This window comes from Propionicicella superfundia DSM 22317, from assembly GCF_000423465.1.
GTDB lineage: Bacteria > Actinomycetota > Actinomycetes > Propionibacteriales > Propionibacteriaceae > Propionicicella > Propionicicella superfundia.
This window is the reverse complement of the sequence record NZ_KE384022.1, coordinates 199738-218149: the sequence shown is the minus strand read 5'-3', so window position 1 is coordinate 218149 and position 18412 is coordinate 199738. Positions and strand designations below refer to the sequence as shown.

Here is an 18412-nt window from a genome sequence, read left to right as displayed (position 1 = left end):
GCAGTCAGTCCCCAAGCTCTCGGGCAGCGCGATAGAAGTCGCTCCAGTCGCGACGTTCGCGGACGACCGTCTCCAGGTACTCCGACCATACGGTCGCGTCCCCGACCGGGTCCCTCACGACCGATCCGCGGATGCCCGCGGCCACGTCGCCCGCGCGCAGCACCCCGTCGCCGAAGTGCGCGGCGAGTGCGAGCCCGCTGGTGACGACCGAGATGGCCTCGGCCACCGACAGCGTGCCGGACGGCGTCTTGAGGGACGTTCTGCCGTCCTCGGTGACGCCACGGCGCAGCTCGCGGAAGATCGTCACCACCCGCCGGATCTCGTGATCGGCGCCGTCGGCGGGCGGCAGGTCGAGGGCGCGGCCGAGTTCAGCCACCCTGCTGGTGACGATGTGCACCTCGTCCTCGGTCGTGGCGGGCACCGGGAGGACGACCGTGTTGAACCGGCGGCGCAGCGCGCTCGACAGGTCGTTCACTCCGCGGTCTCGGTCGTTGGCCGTGGCGACCACGTTGAACCCGCGCCGCGCCTGCACCTCGGACGTGAGTTCGGGCACCGGCAGCGACTTCTCGGACAGCACGGTGATGAGGGCGTCCTGCACGTCGGACGGCATCCGGGTCAGCTCCTCGATCCGTGCGATCGCCCCCTTCTCCATCGCAACCATGACCGGTGACGGCACGAGCGCTGCCGGGCTCGGTCCCTCGGCCAGCAGCCGTGCGTAGTTCCAGCCGTACCGGACCGCCTCCTCGGCCGTTCCCGCGGTTCCCTGGACGAGCAGGGTCGAGTCGCCCGAGATCGCGGCGGCGAGGTGTTCGGACACCCACGACTTCGCCGTGCCGGGGACGCCGAGCAGGAGGAGGGCGCGGTCGGTGGCGACGGTCGCGACGGCCGTCTCGATGAGTCGCCGGCTGCCGACGTACTTCGGGGTCACGACCTCGCCGCCCGGCAGGGTGCCGCCCATCAGGTACGTCACCACCGCCCACGGGGACAGGCGCCATTGCGGAGGGCGGGGACGGTCGTCGGCGGCCGCGAGCGCGGCGAGCTCGGCGGCGAAGAGCTGCTCGGCGTGGGGTCGCTGCAGCGCGGCGGCGGTGTCGGTCATGGCGGGCTCCCGGGGACGTGGTGGGCGTGCGGATCGGTGGCGGGGGGCAGCGCGCGCCAGAGCGCGCCGCGGACGGTGAGGATCGCGGCCGCCATGAGCACCGTGCGATTGGAGCGGGTGCGTGCGCCGTGCCCGATGGTCGCGGCGCGGAGCTGGGCCGCCCAGGCGTCGGCGGACGATGCCGGGGTCGCCAGTGCGAGGAGGCGCCACACCGAGTCCGGGAACCGTCGCGCGGTCGGCAGCGAGGCGTCGAGTCGGGCGAGCACGACGCGGGCGATGGGGTCGGGCCACGGGCGGGGCAGGCGTTCGAGCAGGCTGCTGCCGCCGGAGTCGGGCGCGGCGGCGGCGGCGCCGAGCCGGTCCAGGGCCGCGGCGAGCCGGTCGACCGGGACGAACGGGGCGAAGCCCTCGTGGACGGCGCCGGCCTCGACGAGAGCGGCGGCGAGCGCCGCGTCGCCGTGGCGGAGGGCGCTGGTCGTGAGCCCCGGCCGCAGATCCAGCGCGGGATCGGCGTGCGCCACGCGCAGCAGGTCGGAGGCGGTGATGCCGGTGAGACCCGGCCAGGCGCCCGGCGGGACGGCGCCCAGAAGGCGGGTGATCCGCTCCTGGGCGGACAGGGCGGCGCCGAGCTGATCGTGTTCGTCGGGCGCCGGTGACGTGACGACCATGCCCGGAGCGGCCGACCGGAACACGTCGGCGGCGCGGGCGGTCATACGGGACACGTAGGCGGACCCGGGCAGCCGCACCAGCCCCTGCGGGGCGACGGCGCGGACGGCGGCGGAGCGGTCGGACAGGCAGCTCTCCAGGAAGTCCTCGTCGGCCGGACCGGCCGTGTCGGCGATCACGAGCGCGAACTGCGCGCGGGTCGCCGCCGGCGTCGTGCTCCAGATCCCGGTGACGAGCCGCAGCCCGGCCGCTGGATCCGTGCTTCTCACGAGGGTCAGGTGGGCGACCTGCTCGGCCGGGGTCCCGTGCTCCCAGGGGTCGTCCGCGATGCGGCGATCGTCCGGGGCGCCGGGTGCCCCGGGAACCGACACGAGCCACCGGCCGCGCTCCCCGAGAACCGGGACGACGCCGGCGCGTACGTCGGCGGACGGGTGGGTGAGAAAGGTCGGCAGGAGGCGGTGCGACAGCCGGAGCCGTCGCGCGGCCATCCAGCCGAAGGCCTCCACCAGCACGGCGGACCGGCTCGCGGCGTCGGCGACCGGACCGCCGTCGGAGCCGAGCTGCCTCAGCGCGGCGGTGAAGGCGGCGGGCGGATCCGGCCAGGCGTCGGGAGGGGCGGGGGCGAGCGGGGACCCGGGCGGGACCTCCACCGCTCCCTTGGCCACGACGGCGAGCGCGGCGCCCGCGTCCAACAGCGCGAACGCCCGTTCCTCGGGGTTTCGCGACGGGAGGACCCCGGCGACCTGGGGGACGGCCGGGAGGGTCGAGCGCCGGCCCGTGCCGACGGCGGCCACGGCGGAGAGCTCGTCGAGCGCGGTCACAGCGGGAGCACCTCCTCGTCGAGGAGGACGGAGCTCGGGCGCAGGCCCTCGGCGCCGAGCTCGCCGAAGACCGTCGCCGGGTGGCCACCGGTCAGTGCGAGCAGTGTCCACAGGTCGGACCCGACGAGGTTCACGGCGCCCCCGTCGATGCCGGTGAACGTCCATTGCCGCCCGGCCGGCGCGGCGGTGCCGGAGACGGCGACCGGCCACTCGGTGAGCCACGGGTCCGCAGCGAGCGCCGCTCGCCACGCCGCCACGGCCACGGCGACGCCGGTGACGGCCGGTGTCCACCCGCGGATCGGGACGGTGTCGCGCTGGTCGCCGACGACCGCCCGCAGCCGCGGCCGGCCCGGGTGGAAGTGGAGGTCGGCGTCGACGGCCGTCCCGGGGAGCAGCGGGTTCGCCAGGGCCTGGCCGCGCGGGGCGAAGAACAGCACGAGCGCGGGCGTCCCGGTGTCCATGCCGTGGAGCCAGACACGGCGTACGCTGACCTGCTCCTCGTCGGAGTCCCGCATGCCGGCGACGAGCCACCGGTCGGTCACCGCGGGCTCGGCCAGCACCGTCTCGCGGGAGGTCGTGAAGCCCAGTCGCATCCGGACGGTGTCGCGCATGGGATCCGCGGTGTCGAGGGTCGTGGCGGCGCGGGCCAGCAGGTGCAGCAGCGAGTAGGCGGCGAAGGTGTCCGTCAGCCACCGTCCGCCCCGCGGAAGGCGTGCGGCCTCCCGCAGCCGGGTGGCGACCCCGGGCGCCTGGGCGTCCACCATGCGAGCGGCCGTCTCGGTCGCCTCGGCCGGGCGGGCGGCGGCGAGGCCACGGGTGACCTGGTCGGACAACCACTGCTCGAGCTCGGCCATGCCGTCGGCGACGCGTTCCTCGCGGCGGGCGGCTCGGGCTGCCGCGGCGGCCTCCTGTTCCGGGGTTCGTTCGGCGGCCTGCGGGCTGCCGGAGCCGTCGGCGGCGCTCCCGCCGCGGCCACGTCGCGCCGCCCAGTCGGAGGCGAACGCACTGAGCGTGCCGCCTTCGCGGATGCCGCCCTCGGCCCAGAGGAACAGCAGCCCGAGGACATGCTTGCAGGGGAACTTGCGGGACGGGCAGGAGCAGCGGTACGTGGGTCCGGAGACATCGACCGCGACGGTGTAGGGAGTCTTGCCGGAACCCTGGCACGCTCCCCAGAGCAGCGGATCGGCCCACCCCACGTCGGACCACGGCGCGGGGACGGCCAGCCGACGGCCGGCGACCTCGGAGGCGGAGTCGGGCGCCAGGGCGATCACACGCTCCGGAGTCCATCTCTTTGCCATGGACGCAGATTAGCGGCCCGGCGGGATCGTGCGGAGCACCGCACATTCGCCATGTGGGCAGGGGAAGGCGCCGCCGGACCCGGGACCGGGATCAGTCGGCGAGCACCCAGGAGGCGAAGGACGCCACGTCGGCGAAGTGCTGGTCGGCCTGCGGGATCAGGTTCGTGCGCGGGCTGTCGGCCCACAGGGCGAGCACCGAGCGGACACCGGCGCCTCGTGCCACCTGCAGGTCGTGCAGCGTGTCGCCGACGTAGAGGGTCCGGGCCGGCGTGGCGCCCAGCGCGGCCATGGCCACCACCAGGCCTTCGGCGTGCGGCTTGGGGTGGGTCACCAGGTCGCCGGCGACGACCGTGTCGAAGTACTCGTCGAGCCCGAGCGCCTCGAGGACCACCGTGCCTGCGGCGAGGCTGCGGGCCGAGTACACGCCGAGCGCGATTCCGGCCGACCGGAGGTCGGCGAGCATCGAGGCGAGGCCGGGGATCGGCGGCACCGCCGTCGGCGCGTGTGTCCGGAGGTGGTCGAGGTACGACTCCTGCTCGGCGGGGGTGAGGGGGCGTCCGGCGAGTCGCGCGAGGACGTCCATGTCCGGCGGCCCGTACGCCGCCTCGGCCTCGTGCCTCGTGATGGTCCGCCCGGCGAGCCGACCCGCCACGGTGCCGATCCCGCTTGCGAGGAAGGGCATGGAATCGGTGAGGGTGCCGTCCATGTCGAAGATGACGGTGTCCGCCTGCATGAGTCCTCCACCTGCCGTGCCCGCGCGGCGGCGCGGGCCATGGGGCGGGGCGGAGCGGGGCGAAGACCCCGCCGTCGTCGTCCTTTGCCTCGACGTTAGCGGGGATCGGAGGACCCGTGTGCCCGGTTCGAGGGCCAATGCTCATCTGCGCCGAACAGGGATCCACCCACGCCGAGCGCTCTGAAACCGCCGGATCTGCGCTGATTTCCGGCAGATGGGGAGCGCTCGGCGGAGGGCGCGGGGAAAGAAGTTCGCCGACCCCTGGTGTGATCAGATGATCAGAGTACGGTCATGTGCACAAGGAGGTGTTGCGACGATGCAACGAATCACCATGGCGGACGGTCTGGAGACCTCGCGCGTGGCCCTCGGATTCTGGCGGTGGGCCCAATGGGGCATCAGCGTCGACGAACTCGAACGTCTCGTCGACGGGGCGCTGGAACTCGGTATCACCCTGTTCGATCACGCGAACATCTACGACCACGGGAACCCGGAGGCCGCCTTCGGGGAGGTACTCGCCCGCAGGCCGGGATTGCGCGAGAGCGTGCAGATCATCACGAAGTCCACCATCGTCTACCCGAGCGCGTCGGTGCGCGTGAAGTACTACGACACGAGCCGGGCCCACATCGTGTCCGAGCTGGAGGCGTCCCTGCGGCGGCTGCGGACCGACTACGTCGACCTGCTGCTGCTCCACCGACCCGATCCGCACATGAACCCCGAGGAGACGGCCGCGGCGTTCTCACAGCTCCACGAGCAGGGCAAGGTGCGCTTCTTCGGCGTCTCCAACTACAAGGCCCATCACTACGAGATGCTGGCCGGCTACTGCGATCAGCCGTTGATCACGAACGAGATCGAGGCGTCGGTCCTGCAGCACGAGAACTTCGACGACGGCACGGTCGCGCACTGCCAGCAGCGGCGGATCCATCCCATCGCCTGGTCGCCGCTCGCCGGCGGACGCGTGTTCACCGGCACGGACGACGCGGCGGTGCGGGTGCGCGCCGAGTTGGAGACCGTACGCGCCGAGATCGGTGCGCCGACCATCGACGAGGTCGCGCTCGCCTGGCTGCTGAGCCACCCCGTGGGCTTCCTCACCATCACCGGCGCCGAAGACCTCGGGTTCGTGCGCCGGCCCGTCGACGCGCTGCGGCATCGCCTCACCGATGAGCAGTGGTTCGCCATCTGGTCGGCGTGCACCGGCCACAAGGTCCTGTGAAGCTCGAAGGAGGAAGACATGAAACTCACCAAGGAGCAGTTCCTCGGCTACGTCGACCACTCCCTGCTGAAGCCGAACCTCACCCTCGACGAGATCCGTCGAGGATGCGAGTTCGCCGCCGAGGTGGGAGCGAAGGCGGTGTGCATCTCGCCGCACCGGCTGGGCATCGCGCGGGAGATCCTCTCGGGCACGCCCGTCATCATCGGCACGGTCGCCGCGTTCCCGTCGGGTGCGCACATGACCGAGGTGAAGGCGTTCGAGGCGCGGAGGTGCGTCGAGGCCGGCGCCTCCGAGGTGGACATGGTCATCGACGTCGGGGCCCTTCTGAGCGGGCGCGACGACATGGTCCGCGATGACATCCGCGCCGTCGTCGAGGCGGCCGACCCGGCCCACGTCAAGGTGATCCTCGAAACCCACTACCTGACCGACGAGCAGATCGTGCGCGGCGCTCAGCTCGTCTCGGAGGCCGGGGCGGCATTCGTCAAGACCGCCACCGGCTTCACCCCGACGGGCGCCACGCCGCACAACGTGGCTCTGCTGCGGCAGGGCGCGGCGCCCCTGACCAAGGTCAAGGCGGCCGGCGGCATCTCGACGCTGGCCGACGTGATCGCCGTCATCGAGGCCGGTGCCGACCGCATCGGCATCAGCAGAACGCAGGCCATCCTCGACGAGATCGAGGCGCAGAGCTGATCGAAGATCAGCGCTTTTCAACGAAGAAAGGCAGATTCCATGACGACTCTCATAGCAGGCATCGACAGCTCGACCCAGAGCTGCAAGGTCATCATCCGTGAGCTCGAGACGGGCCGTGTGGTCCGCGAGGGACGCGCACCGCATCCGCCGGGCACCATCGTCGATCCGGTCGCGTGGTGGGAGGCCATGCTCGCCGCCATCCAGGTCGCCGGCGGGCTCGACGACGTCGCCGCGCTGTCGGTGGGGGCCCAGCAGCACGGCATGGTGTGCATCGCCGCCGACGGCACCGTCGTCCGCGACGCGTTGCTGTGGAACGACACGAGCTCACACCCCCAGGTGGCCTCGCTGAACGAGGAGCTGGGCGCCGACGAGTGGGTGCGCCGGACGGGGCTGCCGCTGTCGGTCTCCTTCACGGTGACCAAGGTGCGCTGGCTGCGCGACAACGAGCCCGACAACGTCGCCAGGACGGCGGCGGTCGTCCTCCCGCACGACTACCTCACGTGGCGGCTCAAGGGGTACGGCCCCGGCAACGCCGACCTCGGCGAGCTGACGACCGACCGCTCCGACGCGTCCGGCACGGCGTACTGGTCGGGCGCCACCGACGACTACTGCCCCGATCTGTTCGAGTTCGCCTTCGGCAAGCAGGCGCTGCTGCCGCGCGTGCTCGGCCCCACCGACAGGGCCGGCGTGACCGGTGCGGGGATCCCCGGCGTGCCGCAGGGTCTGCCCCTGGGCGTCGGAGGCGGCGACAACGCCGAGGCGGCCCTGGCGCTCGGCCTGCAGGTCGGCGACGCCGTCATCTCGCTGGGGACGTCCGGAACGGTGTATGCGCGCACCGCCGAGCCCGTGCACGACTTCACCGGCATCGTGTCCAGCTACGCCGACTGCACGGGTGACCACCTGCCGCTGTCGGCGACGTTGAACGCGGCCCGCGACCTCGACGCCGCCGCGCGCCTGCTCGGGCGCGACCACGCCGAGCTGGCATTCCTCGCCCTGCAGGCGAAGCCGGGCGCGGACGGCGTGACGATGCTGCCGTACTTCGAGGGCGAGCGGACGCCGAACCTGCCGGACGCCCGCGCCTCCCTGCACGGCATGTCGCTGGCGAACTTCACCCCGATGAACGTGGCGCGGGCCGCGGTCGAGGGCATGATGGCGAGCCAGGTCGTCATGCTCGACGCGACGAAGCGCCTCGGCGTGCCGGTGGAGCGCGTGTTCCTGATCGGCGGCGCCGCGAAGAACCCGGCCGTGCGAGCGGTCCTGCCGCAGATCATCAGCGAGCCGGTGTTCGTCCCCGACCCGGGCGAGTACGTGGCGCAGGGAGCCGCGATGCAGGCCGTGGCCGCTCTCACGGGCGACTTCCCGAACTGGCCGCAATCGGGTGAGGAACTGCCCGCGGCGGAGCACCAGCCGGTCATCATGGAGCAGCACGAGGCGTACAAGCAGGCCTTGGGCTACCCGAACTGACCGACAGCCCTCGCCCCGCGTCGGTCCCCGGCCGGCGCGGGGCGAGGGTCGTCCCGACGCCGAGGAGGCAACCGCGATGTATGCGAGTCCCGCCCGCATCTGTCACATGTACTACGGGCTGAGCCTCACCCAGCAGCAGATAGCCGAGCAGTTGGGGGTGTCGCGCATCAGCGTCTCGCGGCTCCTCCAGCAGGCACGGGCCGACGGGATCGTGCAGATCACGATCGACTTCCACGGCTACTACCCCCGGCTGGAGGAGGCGCTGGGCGCGCTGTACCCGGGCTGTCGGTTCGTCGTCGCCGATCCGCTCGACGGCGGCGACGAGGAGGTGAAGGAGTCCGTCGCACAGACCGCGGCCGGTGTGCTGACGGCCCTGGTCCGCGCGTCCGGGACGATCGCGGTGGGATGGGGGAGCACGCTGAAGACCCTCGCCGCTCACGTCCGGGGGGACCTTCGCGGGACCACGGTCGTTCCTCTCGCGGGCGGCCAGGTGCATGCGGAGGTCGACCTGCACGCGACCACGATCGCCGAGGGTCTCGCGCGCCGGGTCGGCGCGCGATCGGCGCGGCTGTTCGCCCCTGCCGTCGCGGCATCGGCGCAGGAGCGCGAAGGCCTGATGCGGTCGCGTCAGGTCACCGACACGATGCGGCTGGCGCGTTCGGCGGACGTCGCGGTGTTCAGCGTCGGCTCGCCGTTCTCGCGGACGAGCACGCTGCACGAGGTCGGCTACTACACCGCGGCGGAGATCGACCACCTGCGGGCCGCCCGCGTCGAGTGCGACATCATCTCGGCGGCCTACTTCGACGCGCAGGGACGGTCGTGCTGCGAGGACCTGACCGCGCGGACGGTGTCGCTGTCCGCGGGCGAGCTGCGCGCCATCCCGCGCAAGCTCTGCGTCGCCGGTGGCGAGTCCAAGCACCTCGCGGTGAGACTCGCCCTGGAGAAGGGGTTCTGCGACGTGCTCGTGACGGATGCCGACACGGCGGAGTGCCTGCTGGCGGCCGGTCGCGCGGAGGAGTGAGTTTGGACGCGGAACGAGCCCTTGCCTTCTCGTCATATGATTTAGGTGTCAACTACATCTGAGAAGGACCTATGACCGAGACCCTGAACCCCGTCGCCGCGGAGCGCATCTTCACCGAGGCGCACACGGCCTACCGCTTCACCGGCGAGCCCGTCTCCGACGACGAGCTCACCCGCGTGTACGAGCTGGCCAAGTTCACCCCCACCGCGATGAACAGCCAGCCGTTGCGGATCACGTTCGTGCGCACAGAGGAGGCGCGGCAGAAGCTGCTGCCGCTGCTCAGCGAGGGCAACAGGGCAAAGGCCGCGTCGGCCCCGGTCGTGGCGATCCTCGCCGCGGACACCGACTTCCACGAGCACCTGCCGCATCTCAATCCCCAGACCGCTGCGGCGCGCGATCAGCTCGCCGGGAACGTCAAGCATCGCGAGGCGATGGCGCGCAACAACGCCTGGCTGCAGGCCGGCGCCTTCATCATGGCCGTCCGCGCGACGGGCCTCGACGCCGGTCCGATGGCGGGATTCGACACCGCAGGGGTCGACGAGGCGTTCTTCGCGGGCACGCCGCTGCGCAGCTTCCTCGTCGTCAACGTCGGCCATGCGGCCCCCGACGGCACGTTCCCCCGCAACCCGCGGCTCGCCTTCGACGAGGCCGTCACGCTGATCTGACACGGCCGGCGCCGTGCTCTCCGAACGTGCGCGGCGCCGATCCTCAGATGGCTTCGCGGCGCGGACGGTCTCCGAGGTCGTACAGCGACAGGCCCGTTGCGGGGCAGGCATCGCTCTCGATGCTGTCGGGCGAGACGATCGCGGGTGCGGCTTCGCGAGAGAGCTCGAGGTTCTGCAGCACCGGACGCACCTGCGGCTCCAGCCCCCACAGCTCGCTGAGCGCCGCGAGGTACTCGCTGTGCCGTCCCTCCTCGGCCGCCTTGCGCGCCCGCACGCTCGGCACGTGCACGAGGCGCGCGGCAAGGCGGCGGAGCGCATGGGCCGCCTCCTCGCGGGTGACCGGACGCCCGTGGGGCAGCCGGTCGATCTCGTCGGAGAGCATGTCGTTGACGACATCCCGCAGGGCGATGACGGCAGGGTTCATCTCGCGGCCCTTCAGCCGGGTGACCAGGTCCTGGACGCCCTCGGCGACGAGGTCGTGCGCGTTGTGCACCTCGCGCCGCGCCACGTCGGGCACATGGTGCGCGATGGTCGACAGGTCGATGAGCAGCACGCCGTCCAGCGCCCTGGCGGCAGGGTCGATGTCGCGGGTGATCGCCAGGTCGACGAACACGATGTCGCGCCCCCCTCGCCGCGTCATCGCGGTGGCCACGTCGCCGGCGGTCAGGATCGTGCCGGTGCCCCGGCAGGAGACCACGACGTCCGCGTCCAGCAGCGCCGCGTCCAACGGCGCGGTCACGGCCGCCACCCCGGGATGCGACGCCGCGAAGGCCGGCGCACGGTGCGACGACGAATGGACGCGGATGTCCGTGCACCCGCGCCGGCGCAGGTCGGCGACGACCGCTCCGGCGTAGGAACCCGTTCCCAGGAGGAGAACGCGACTGGACGGCCACTCCCGCCGCAGCAGGTCCAGCGAGACCGACACGACGGATCGCCCCGTCGACCCGAACCGGGTCTGGGCGGACACCTTGTGCGCCGTGCGCAGGGCGTGTTCGACCGCGTCGGTGAGAAGGCCGGTCGCGGTGCCGGTGTCGAGTGCCGACCTCAGCGCGCTCCGGAGCTGCCCGGCGATCTGACGATCCCCCATCACCATGGAGTCGAGCCCCGCGCCGACGCGGAACAGGTGCTCCAACGCGTCGGCATCCGCCCTGACGGTCATCGGGATGGTCGTGGGCGCGTCGAGGGCCTCGTTCATCGCGCGGCGGACGATGGCGGTCACCTCGGACGCGGTGCCGTCGGAGTCGACGTAGACCTCCACCCGGTTGCACGTGGCGAGGACCACCGCGCCGCGGACGGCGTTCGACGCCGCCACACGCACACCCAGACCGGGAACCGCAGGGGTCACGGCCTCGACCGCGGGGAGACCGTGCTCGACGTGGTGAACGGCGCAGAGATGTAGACCCACAAGAAGGCCATTGAACCACCGCCGGGACCGGAACCAGAAACTCCCGCGCAGGGGGCGGGCCTAAGATCTCGGGTGTGACCGACGACGGCGATTCCACGACACCTCCCCTCCTGCAGGCGTTGCGTGGGGCCAGGCCGGCGACGCCGCCGGTGTGGTTCATGCGCCAGGCCGGGCGGTCCCTTCCCGAATACCGCGAGGCCCGTGCCGGTGTTGCGATGCTCGACGCGTGCCTGGTGCCCGACCTGGCCGCCGAGATCACGCTGCAGCCCGTCCGCCGCCACCGGGTGGACGCCGCGATCCTCTTCTCCGACATCATGGTCCCGCTCCACCTGGCGGGCGTGGGCGTGGACATCGTTCCGGGCGTCGGCCCGGTGATGGAGGCGCCGCTGCGCACCGCATCCGACATCGCCGCGCTGGTCGCGCACGAGATCGAGGACGCCTCGATGATCGCCGACGCGGTGCGCACAGCCGTGACCGAGCTGTCCTCGACGCCGTCCGGAGACGCGTCGTGGACGCCGCTCATCGGCTTCGCCGGAGCGCCCTTCACCCTGGCGGCCTACCTCGTCGAGGGACGTCCCAGCCGCGATCACCTCGCCGCGCGCGCGCTCATGCACGCCGATCCGGCGTCCTGGGACGACCTGCTCACCTGGTGCGCCCGCATCTCCGGAGAGTTCCTCGCCGTGCAGGTGGACGCCGGCGCGTCGGCCGTCCAGGTGTTCGACTCGTGGTGCGGGTCGTTGTCCCTGGCCGACTACGCACGGTCCGTCGCGCCGTACTCCCGTCTCGCCATGCAGGCGGTGCAGGGGCGCGTGCCGCTCATCCACTTCGGCACCGGGACGAACCATCTGCTGGAGGAGCTCGCGAAAGGCGCCGACGCCGTGGGCGTCGACGACCGGACGCCGCTCGACGCGGCGATCGACCGGCTGCCGGGCAAGACCGTCCAGGGCAACATCGACCCTGCCGCCCTGTTCGCCGGGTGGGACTTCCTCGAGCGGCACACCCTCGAGGTGATCGAGCGCGGACGACGGGCGCCGGGCCACATCGTGAACCTGGGGCACGGCGTCCCGCCGGCCACCGACCCCCGCCTGCTGACGCGGCTCGTCGAGAGGATCCACGCCGCATGACGCCGACCGTCGCGCTCCGGCAGGTGACCTCCCGGTGAGGTTGCGGCTGGGCACCCGGGGCTCCGAACTGGCGATGGCACAGTCGGGGCAGGTCGCGGACGCCCTGCGTGCGCTCGGCCACGACGTCGAGCTCGTGACCATCCGATCCGACGGCGACGTGGCGACCGGCTCGCTCGTCGAGGAGGGCGGGCTGGGCCTGTTCGCGGCGAGACTGCGCCGCGCCGTGCTCACCGGCACCGTCGACCTGGCCGTCCACTCGCTCAAGGACCTGCCCACGGCGCCCGTCGCGGGGCTGGTCGTGGCCGCGGTGCCCGCGCGCGAGACACCGTCCGACGCGCTGTGCGCACGCGACGGGCTCACCCTCGCCGACCTGCCCCCGGGGGCGCGCGTGGGCACGGGATCTCCTCGCCGTGCCGCTCAACTGCGCGCCCGGCGTCCCGACCTCGTGGTGGTCGACATCCGTGGGAATGTGGGCACCCGGCTGGCTCGCGTTCACGGGGACGCCGCTGCTCCGGGGGACCTGGACGCCGTCGTGCTGGCGTCGGCGGGCCTGGCGCGGCTCGGCCGCTCCGACGCGGCGACGGACATCCTCGACCTGCTCCCCGCGCCGGGTCAGGGCGCGCTCGCGATCGAGTGCCGGGCCACCGACGCGGCCACCCGGGCGGCCCTCGCCGAGCTCGACGAGCCCGCCGCGCACACGGCGGTCACGGCCGAGAGGGCGGTCCTGGCGGCGCTGGAAGCCGGCTGCGCCGCGCCCGTCGGCGCCCATGCCACCGTGTCCGGCGGATGCGTGACCCTCGCGGCGTCCGTGCTGGCCGCCGACGGCGGCGCGGCCGTCACGGTCACCCGCACCTCGGATCCCGGAGCCGACCCGGCCGCCCTGGGGCGGCTGGTCGGCGAGGAACTGCTCGCTCGCGGAGCGGCGGAGGTGACCCCGCTGGGAGCCGCCCGCGACAGCAGACTGACGGACTTCCACCACGAGCGGTCCTTGTGGTCGGCGGCGACCCGGCACGCCCTGGTGGGACGCCGGATCCTGCTGCCTCGCGCCGACGGACCGCTCGCCGCGGAGATCCGTGCGGCGGGTGCGGTGGTCGACGCCGTCCCGCTCACGGTCACCCGGACCCTGCCTTTCGCCCTCGGCGGTCCTCACGACTGGCTCCTCCTCACCTCGCCGACCGCCGTCGGCGTCCTGGCGGACGCCGGGGTCGACCTCGCAGGCCTCGCCGGCGACATCGCCGCCGTGGGGCAGGCGACCGCGGGCGCGATCCGTGCGGCCGGAGCGGACGTGTCCGTGGTGCCGTCGGGCCGCTCGGACGCGGCCGCGCTGATCGATGCCCTTCCCCCCGGCCCCGCGTCGGCCCTGTGGCCCTGCTCCGCGCTGGCGGGCCCCCGCCTGGCCGACGGTCTGCGGGCGCGCGGCTGGGCGGTGGACGCCGTTGCGACCTACACGACCGAGACCGTGAGCCGAACCCCCGACGGAGTCGCGTCGTGGGACGCGTACGATGCCGTCGTGGTCACCGCCGGATCGATCGCACGGGCCGTCGTCGACCTGCTGGGTGCGCCGGAGGGCGTCCGGGTCGTCGCCGTGGGCGCGCCGAGCGCCGCAGCCGCCCGCGCACTGGGCCTGCAGGTCGCCGCCGTCGCGGCGACGCAGGACGGTCCCGGCGTGATCACCGCTCTCACCGAGGCCTTGAGCGAGGAGAACCCATGAGTCCCACCATCCGTCAGCGGAGGCTCCGCACGACCCCCGCGATGCGCAATCTCGTGCGGGAGACACGTGTGCACCCCGCGCAGCTCGTCCTTCCCGTGTTCGTGCGCGACGGCCTGAGCGAGCCGGCGCCGGTCGGCTCCCTGCCGGGCGTCGTCCAGCACACTCTCGACTCGCTGCGCCGGGAGGCGTCCCGCGCCGTGGAAGCGGGGCTCGGAGGCATCATGCTCTTCGGCGTCCCCCTCGAGACCGACAAGGACGCCACCGGTTCGGTGGGGGAGCGCCCCGACGGAATCCTCAACCGCGGGATCGAGGCCGTCCGGGCCGAGGTGGGCGACTCTCTCGTGGTGATGTCGGACACCTGCCTGGACGAGTTCACCGACCATGGACACTGCGGCGTCCTGGACGCCGCCGGCGGCGTCGACAACGACGCCACGGTGGACGCCTACGTCCGCCTGGCCGTGAGCCAGGCCGAGGCGGGCGCACACGTCGTCGGACCGTCGGGGATGATGGACGGCCAGGTGCTCGCGATCCGGGAGGGGCTGGACGCCGCCGGCCATCCCGACGTCGCGATCCTCGCCTACGCCGCGAAGTACGCGTCGGCGTTCTTCGGTCCGTTCCGCGAGGCCGTGGGATCGTCGCTGACCGGGAACCGCCGGGCGTATCAGCAGGACCCGGCCAACCGGCGCGAGGGCCTGCGCGAGGCGATGCTGGACCTCGCCGAGGGCGCGGACATCGTCATGGTGAAGCCCGCCAGCCACTACCTGGACGTCCTCGCGGACGTGGCCACGGCGTCCGACGTGCCGGTGGCCGCCTATCAGGTGTCCGGGGAGTACGCGATGATCGAGGCCGCCGCGGCGAACGGCTGGATCAACCGCGAGGCCGCCGTGACCGAGGCCGTGACGTGCATCGCGCGGGCCGGCGCCGACATCCTGCTCACGTACTGGGCGCTGGAGCTCGCCGACTGGCTCGACGCGGCGCCGACGACGAAGCCGCTGCGGCGCGCGAGCCGGAGGGGGAACCGCTGACGATGGCGAGCCGGCTCAGCATGGAGGAGGTCTACGCGCAGGCGTGCGCCGTGATCCCGGGCGGTGTGAGCTCGCCGGTGCGTGCCTTCGGCGCGGTGGGCGGGACGCCGGTGTTCCTGGCGTCGGCCCGTGGGCCGTACGTCGTCGACATCGAGGGTCGCGAGTACGTGGACCTGGTCTGTTCCTGGGGTCCCGCGCTGCTGGGGCATGCGCATCCCGCCGTCGTGGCGGCGGTGACCGACGCCGCGGCGCGCGGCCTCAGCTTCGGCGCACCCACCACGGCCGAGGTCGACCTGGCCGCGGCGATCCGCGACCGGATGCCGTTCTGCGACAAGGTGCGTTTCGTGTCGACCGGCACCGAGGCGACGATGACCGCGCTTCGGCTCGCCCGTGGGGCCACGGGGCGCGATGTCATCGTGAAGTTCGCGGGCTGCTACCACGGGCACAGCGACGCGCTGCTCGCCGCCGCGGGGTCGGGGGTGGCGACGGCGGGCCTGCCGGGGTCGTCCGGGGTGACCAGGGCGGCGGCCGCGGACACGCTCGTCCTGCCGTACAACGACGTCGCCGCGCTGGAAGAGGCGTTCGCGGCCCGCGGAGCCGAGATCGCCTGCGTGATCACCGAGGCGGCCCCGGCCAACATGGGGGTCGTCCCGCCCGACGAGGGCTTCAACGCGGCGATCCGCCGTCTGACCCGCGAACACGGCGCGCTCATGGTGTCCGACGAGGTGCTCACGGGGTTCCGGGTCGGGCCTTCGGGGTGGTGGGGGGTCGAGGCCGGTGCCACGGCCGCCTACGTCCCGGATCTCGTGACGTTCGGCAAGGTGGTGGGCGGCGGCATGCCGCTGGCCGCGCTGGGCGGGCCTGCCGAGCTGATGGACCTCCTGGCGCCTGTCGGGCCCGTCTACCAGGCGGGCACGCTGTCGGGGAATCCGCTGGCGACGGCCGCGGGGATCGCCACGCTCCGGCTGGCCGACGACGCCGTCTACCGGCATGTGGACGCCGCGTCGGCGACGCTGCGGGCGGCCGTCACGGAGGCGCTCGATGCGGCCGGCGTCCCGCATCGCGTCCAGTCGGCGTCGAGTCTGTTCAGCGTGTTCTTCGGTCCGGAGGCCGCCGATCACGGCGTCCGGACGTACGACGAGGCGCTGGCCCAGGAGACCTTCCGCTATCCGCCGTTCTTCCACGCGATGCTGGATGCCGGCGTCGCCCTCCCGCCGAGCGTGTTCGAGGCGTGGTTCCTGTCGGCGGCGCACGACGATGCGGCGCTGTCGAGGATCGTCGACGCCCTCCCGGCGGCGGCTCGCGCGGCGGCGTCCGCGACGCGCTGAGGCAGGGCCGTCAAGGACGCGTCAAGGTCGGCCCGGACGGCGCAAAGGACCCGTCAAGAATCGGGCCGTGACAGCCGTCGCGCGTTGTGATGGTCCGGTGAGCAGCATGCGCGTCCCCAAGCGGATCCTCGTGGGCAACCCGATGCGGTCCGACCAGATGCACCAGACGCTCCTGCCGAAGCGACTGGCGCTGCCGGTGTACTGTTCCGATCCGATCTCGTCCAACGCGTACGCGACACAGGAGATCATCCTCGTGCTCGCGCTCGGCGGAACGGCCGCGGTGCTCCTCACACCGTGGATCGCGCTCGCCGTGGTGGCTCTGCTCGCGCTCGTCACGATCAGCTACCGGCAGACCTGTCACGCCTATCCCGACGGCGGGGGCGCCTACGCCGTGAGCCGCGCCAACCTCGGCCGCAACGCGTCCCTCGTGGCTGCCGCCGCACTCATGGTCGACTATGTGATGACCGTCGCGGTGTCCGTCGCGGCCAGTGTCCAGAATCTGGTGTCGGCCTTTCCCGGCCTCGGTCCCCGCACCGTGCCGCTGTGCCTCGGGTTCATCGCCGTCCTCACGCTCATGAACCTGCGCGGCGTCCGGGAGTCCGGGACGCTGTTCGCGATTCCCACCTACGGCTTCGTCGTCAGCGTGTACGCCATGCTCGCCGTCGGGTTCTGGAAGGTCGCGACGGGCACCGCTCCGGTCGCCGAGTCGGCGGCGTTCTCCCTCGCGCCGACCAGCCCCGCCGGCGCCGCCCTGCTTCTGCTGCTGCTGCGGGCGTTCGCGTCGGGGTGCACGTCGCTGACCGGTGTGGAGGCCGTCAGCAACGGGGTCCCCACGTTCCGCGAGCCGAAATCCCACAACGCCGCCCTGACCCTGCTGCTGATGGCGGTGCTGAGCATCGGCATGATGGGTGGGATCGCGGTGCTGAGCACGATCTCCCATGTCCACATGGCCGAGAATCCGGCCGAGCTCGTGGGTACTCCGGCGGGATACGAGCAGCGCACCGTGCTGGCGCAGCTCGCCGCGGCCGTGTTCGGCAATAACTCGGTGCTCTTCTTCGTCGTGCAGGGGTTCACGACGCTGATCCTGGCGATGGCCGCCAACACCGCCTTCAACGGGTTCCCGGTCCTCGCGTCGATCCTCGCCCAGGACCGGTACCTGCCCAAGCAGCTCGGCCGCCGCGGCGACCGCCTCGTGTTCTCCAACGGCATCCTCATCCTGGCCGGCGTCGCCGCCGCGCTCATCGTCATCTTCGACGGCTCGGTGACCCGGCTCATCCAGCTCTACATCCTGGGCGTGTTCGTCTCGTTCACCTTGAGCCAGACCGGCATGGTGCGGTACTGGCGGCGTCACGCCGCGACCGAAGGCTGGTCGCCGAGGATCGTGGGATCGACCCTGGTCAACGCGCTGGGCGCGGTCGCCACCGCCGCCGTCCTCGTCATCGTCCTGTTCACCAAGTTCACGCACGGTGCCTACCTGGTGGTCATCGCCATCCCCGTGCTGGTGTTCGTCATGCACCGCATCCATCGCCACTACATGCGGGTCACACGACAGTTGCGGCCGAAGGCGGCCGGCATCACCCTGCCGAGCCGTGTCCACGCGATCGTGCTCGTCAGCCAGCTCAACGAGCCGGCGCTCAAGGCCCTGGCGTTCGCCCGCGCGATGAGGCCGAGCACCATCACCGCGTTGCGGGTCGACATCAACGCGCGGCGGACGCAGCTCTTGCAGGAGGACTGGGCGGCACGCGACATCCCCGTCCCCCTCACGATCGTCGCGTCGGAGTACCGCGATCTCACCCAGCCCGTGCTGGACCACCTGAGGCGGATCCGCATCGGGGAGCGGGACGTGGTCGAGGTGTTCATCCCCGAGTACGTCGTCGGACGGTGGTGGGAGGCACTGCTGCACAACCAGAGCGCGTTCCGGCTGAAGAGCCGCCTGCTGTACATGCCGGGCGTGATGGTGACCAGCGTGCCGTACCAGCTTCGCTCGGCCGAGCCGTACTCCCTCGCGCGGCCGGGGGCGGAGGCCGGCGTCGCCACCGGTTCGACCGTCCACCGGGCTCGCGTCCCCGGTGCGGTCGGGACGCCCCCGTCGTCACGCCGGTAGCGAGGCCACCCCGAAGCATTGCGCCGGAAGGGGTGGGTTCTGGCAGGC

Annotated in this window: 15 protein-coding genes and 1 pseudogene; 11 read left to right on the top strand and 5 right to left on the bottom strand. The window is 72.6% G+C overall.

All coding sequences use genetic code 11. The features are described 5' to 3' along the window. Window positions 1–4: 4 nt before the first annotated feature. The 4 genes from G555_RS0114625 to G555_RS21465 form a co-directional block, all read right to left on the bottom strand. Complete coding sequence (locus tag G555_RS0114625; protein ID WP_028709446.1) at window positions 5–1099, bottom strand: ATP-binding protein; 1095 nt, start codon at window positions 1097–1099, stop codon at window positions 5–7. Further along, entirely contained in the window at window positions 1096–2586 is a 1491-nt protein-coding gene (locus G555_RS0114620) for a DUF5691 domain-containing protein (protein ID WP_028709445.1), read from the bottom strand. The genes G555_RS0114625 and G555_RS0114620 overlap by 4 nt, the downstream gene beginning before the upstream one ends. After that, window positions 2583–3884, bottom strand: coding sequence for an SWIM zinc finger family protein (locus G555_RS0114615; RefSeq protein WP_028709444.1), 1302 nt, complete (start codon window positions 3882–3884; stop codon window positions 2583–2585). Before G555_RS0114615 ends, G555_RS0114620 begins: the two co-directional genes overlap by 4 nt. A gap of 91 nt (window positions 3885–3975) precedes the next feature. After that, window positions 3976–4617, bottom strand: a complete 642-nt coding sequence (locus tag G555_RS21465) for an HAD family hydrolase (protein WP_051209316.1) — start codon at window positions 4615–4617, stop codon at window positions 3976–3978. A gap of 316 nt (window positions 4618–4933) precedes the next feature. On the opposite strand from G555_RS21465, the gene G555_RS0114605 reads away from it, so the two are divergent. From G555_RS0114605 to G555_RS0114585, 5 genes are all read left to right on the top strand, one after another. Then, window positions 4934–5827 carry an aldo/keto reductase gene (locus G555_RS0114605; RefSeq protein ID WP_028709443.1) on the top strand — a complete coding sequence of 298 codons (894 nt, stop codon included), beginning with the start codon at window positions 4934–4936 and terminating at the stop codon, window positions 5825–5827. Between the two features lie 18 nt (window positions 5828–5845). After that, window positions 5846–6517, top strand: a complete 672-nt coding sequence (deoC, locus tag G555_RS0114600) for a deoxyribose-phosphate aldolase (protein ID WP_028709442.1) — start codon at window positions 5846–5848, stop codon at window positions 6515–6517. A gap of 39 nt (window positions 6518–6556) precedes the next feature. After that, window positions 6557–7981: a xylulokinase gene (locus G555_RS0114595; RefSeq protein ID WP_028709441.1), complete on the top strand. Its 1425-nt coding sequence runs from the start codon at window positions 6557–6559 to the stop codon at window positions 7979–7981. Window positions 7982–8057: 76 nt separating this feature from the next. After that, window positions 8058–9002 (top strand): sugar-binding transcriptional regulator, encoded by a 945-nt coding sequence (locus G555_RS0114590; protein ID WP_028709440.1) that lies wholly within the window; start codon window positions 8058–8060, stop codon window positions 9000–9002. A gap of 71 nt (window positions 9003–9073) precedes the next feature. Then, window positions 9074–9667: a malonic semialdehyde reductase gene (locus tag G555_RS0114585; RefSeq protein ID WP_028709439.1), complete on the top strand. Its 594-nt coding sequence runs from the start codon at window positions 9074–9076 to the stop codon at window positions 9665–9667. Window positions 9668–9710: 43 nt separating this feature from the next. Here G555_RS0114585 and G555_RS20265 read toward each other — a convergent pair whose 3' ends face one another. After that, on the bottom strand, window positions 9711–11072 hold the full coding sequence (locus G555_RS20265; protein ID WP_051209314.1) for a glutamyl-tRNA reductase: 1362 nt from the start codon (window positions 11070–11072) through the stop codon (window positions 9711–9713). Window positions 11073–11146: 74 nt separating this feature from the next. Between G555_RS20265 and hemE the strand changes: the two genes are divergently transcribed. The 6 genes and pseudogenes from hemE to G555_RS20250 all read left to right on the top strand — a co-directional run bounded on the left by hemE (window position 11147) and on the right by G555_RS20250 (window position 18364). Beyond that, window positions 11147–12196: a uroporphyrinogen decarboxylase gene (gene hemE, locus G555_RS0114575; RefSeq protein WP_028709438.1), complete on the top strand. Its 1050-nt coding sequence runs from the start codon at window positions 11147–11149 to the stop codon at window positions 12194–12196. 34 nt (window positions 12197–12230) lie between these two features. Further along, window positions 12231–13157 (top strand): annotated as a pseudogene (gene hemC / locus G555_RS23135) (hydroxymethylbilane synthase); the annotation flags it as partial. A gap of 57 nt (window positions 13158–13214) precedes the next feature. Then, the gene (locus G555_RS23130) at window positions 13215–13907 is read left to right on the top strand and encodes a uroporphyrinogen-III synthase (RefSeq protein WP_245581300.1); all 693 of its coding nucleotides are present in this window, start codon (window positions 13215–13217) and stop codon (window positions 13905–13907) included. Next, window positions 13904–14932: a porphobilinogen synthase gene (hemB, locus tag G555_RS20255; protein WP_051209309.1), complete on the top strand. Its 1029-nt coding sequence runs from the start codon at window positions 13904–13906 to the stop codon at window positions 14930–14932. Before G555_RS23130 ends, hemB begins: the two co-directional genes overlap by 4 nt. Before the next feature lie 2 nt (window positions 14933–14934). After that, window positions 14935–16260: a glutamate-1-semialdehyde 2,1-aminomutase gene (hemL, locus tag G555_RS0114560; RefSeq protein ID WP_036923179.1), complete on the top strand. Its 1326-nt coding sequence runs from the start codon at window positions 14935–14937 to the stop codon at window positions 16258–16260. 106 nt (window positions 16261–16366) lie between these two features. Continuing rightward, on the top strand, window positions 16367–18364 hold the full coding sequence (locus G555_RS20250; protein ID WP_169337942.1) for an APC family permease: 1998 nt from the start codon (window positions 16367–16369) through the stop codon (window positions 18362–18364). The last annotated feature ends 48 nt before the right edge of the window (window positions 18365–18412 follow it).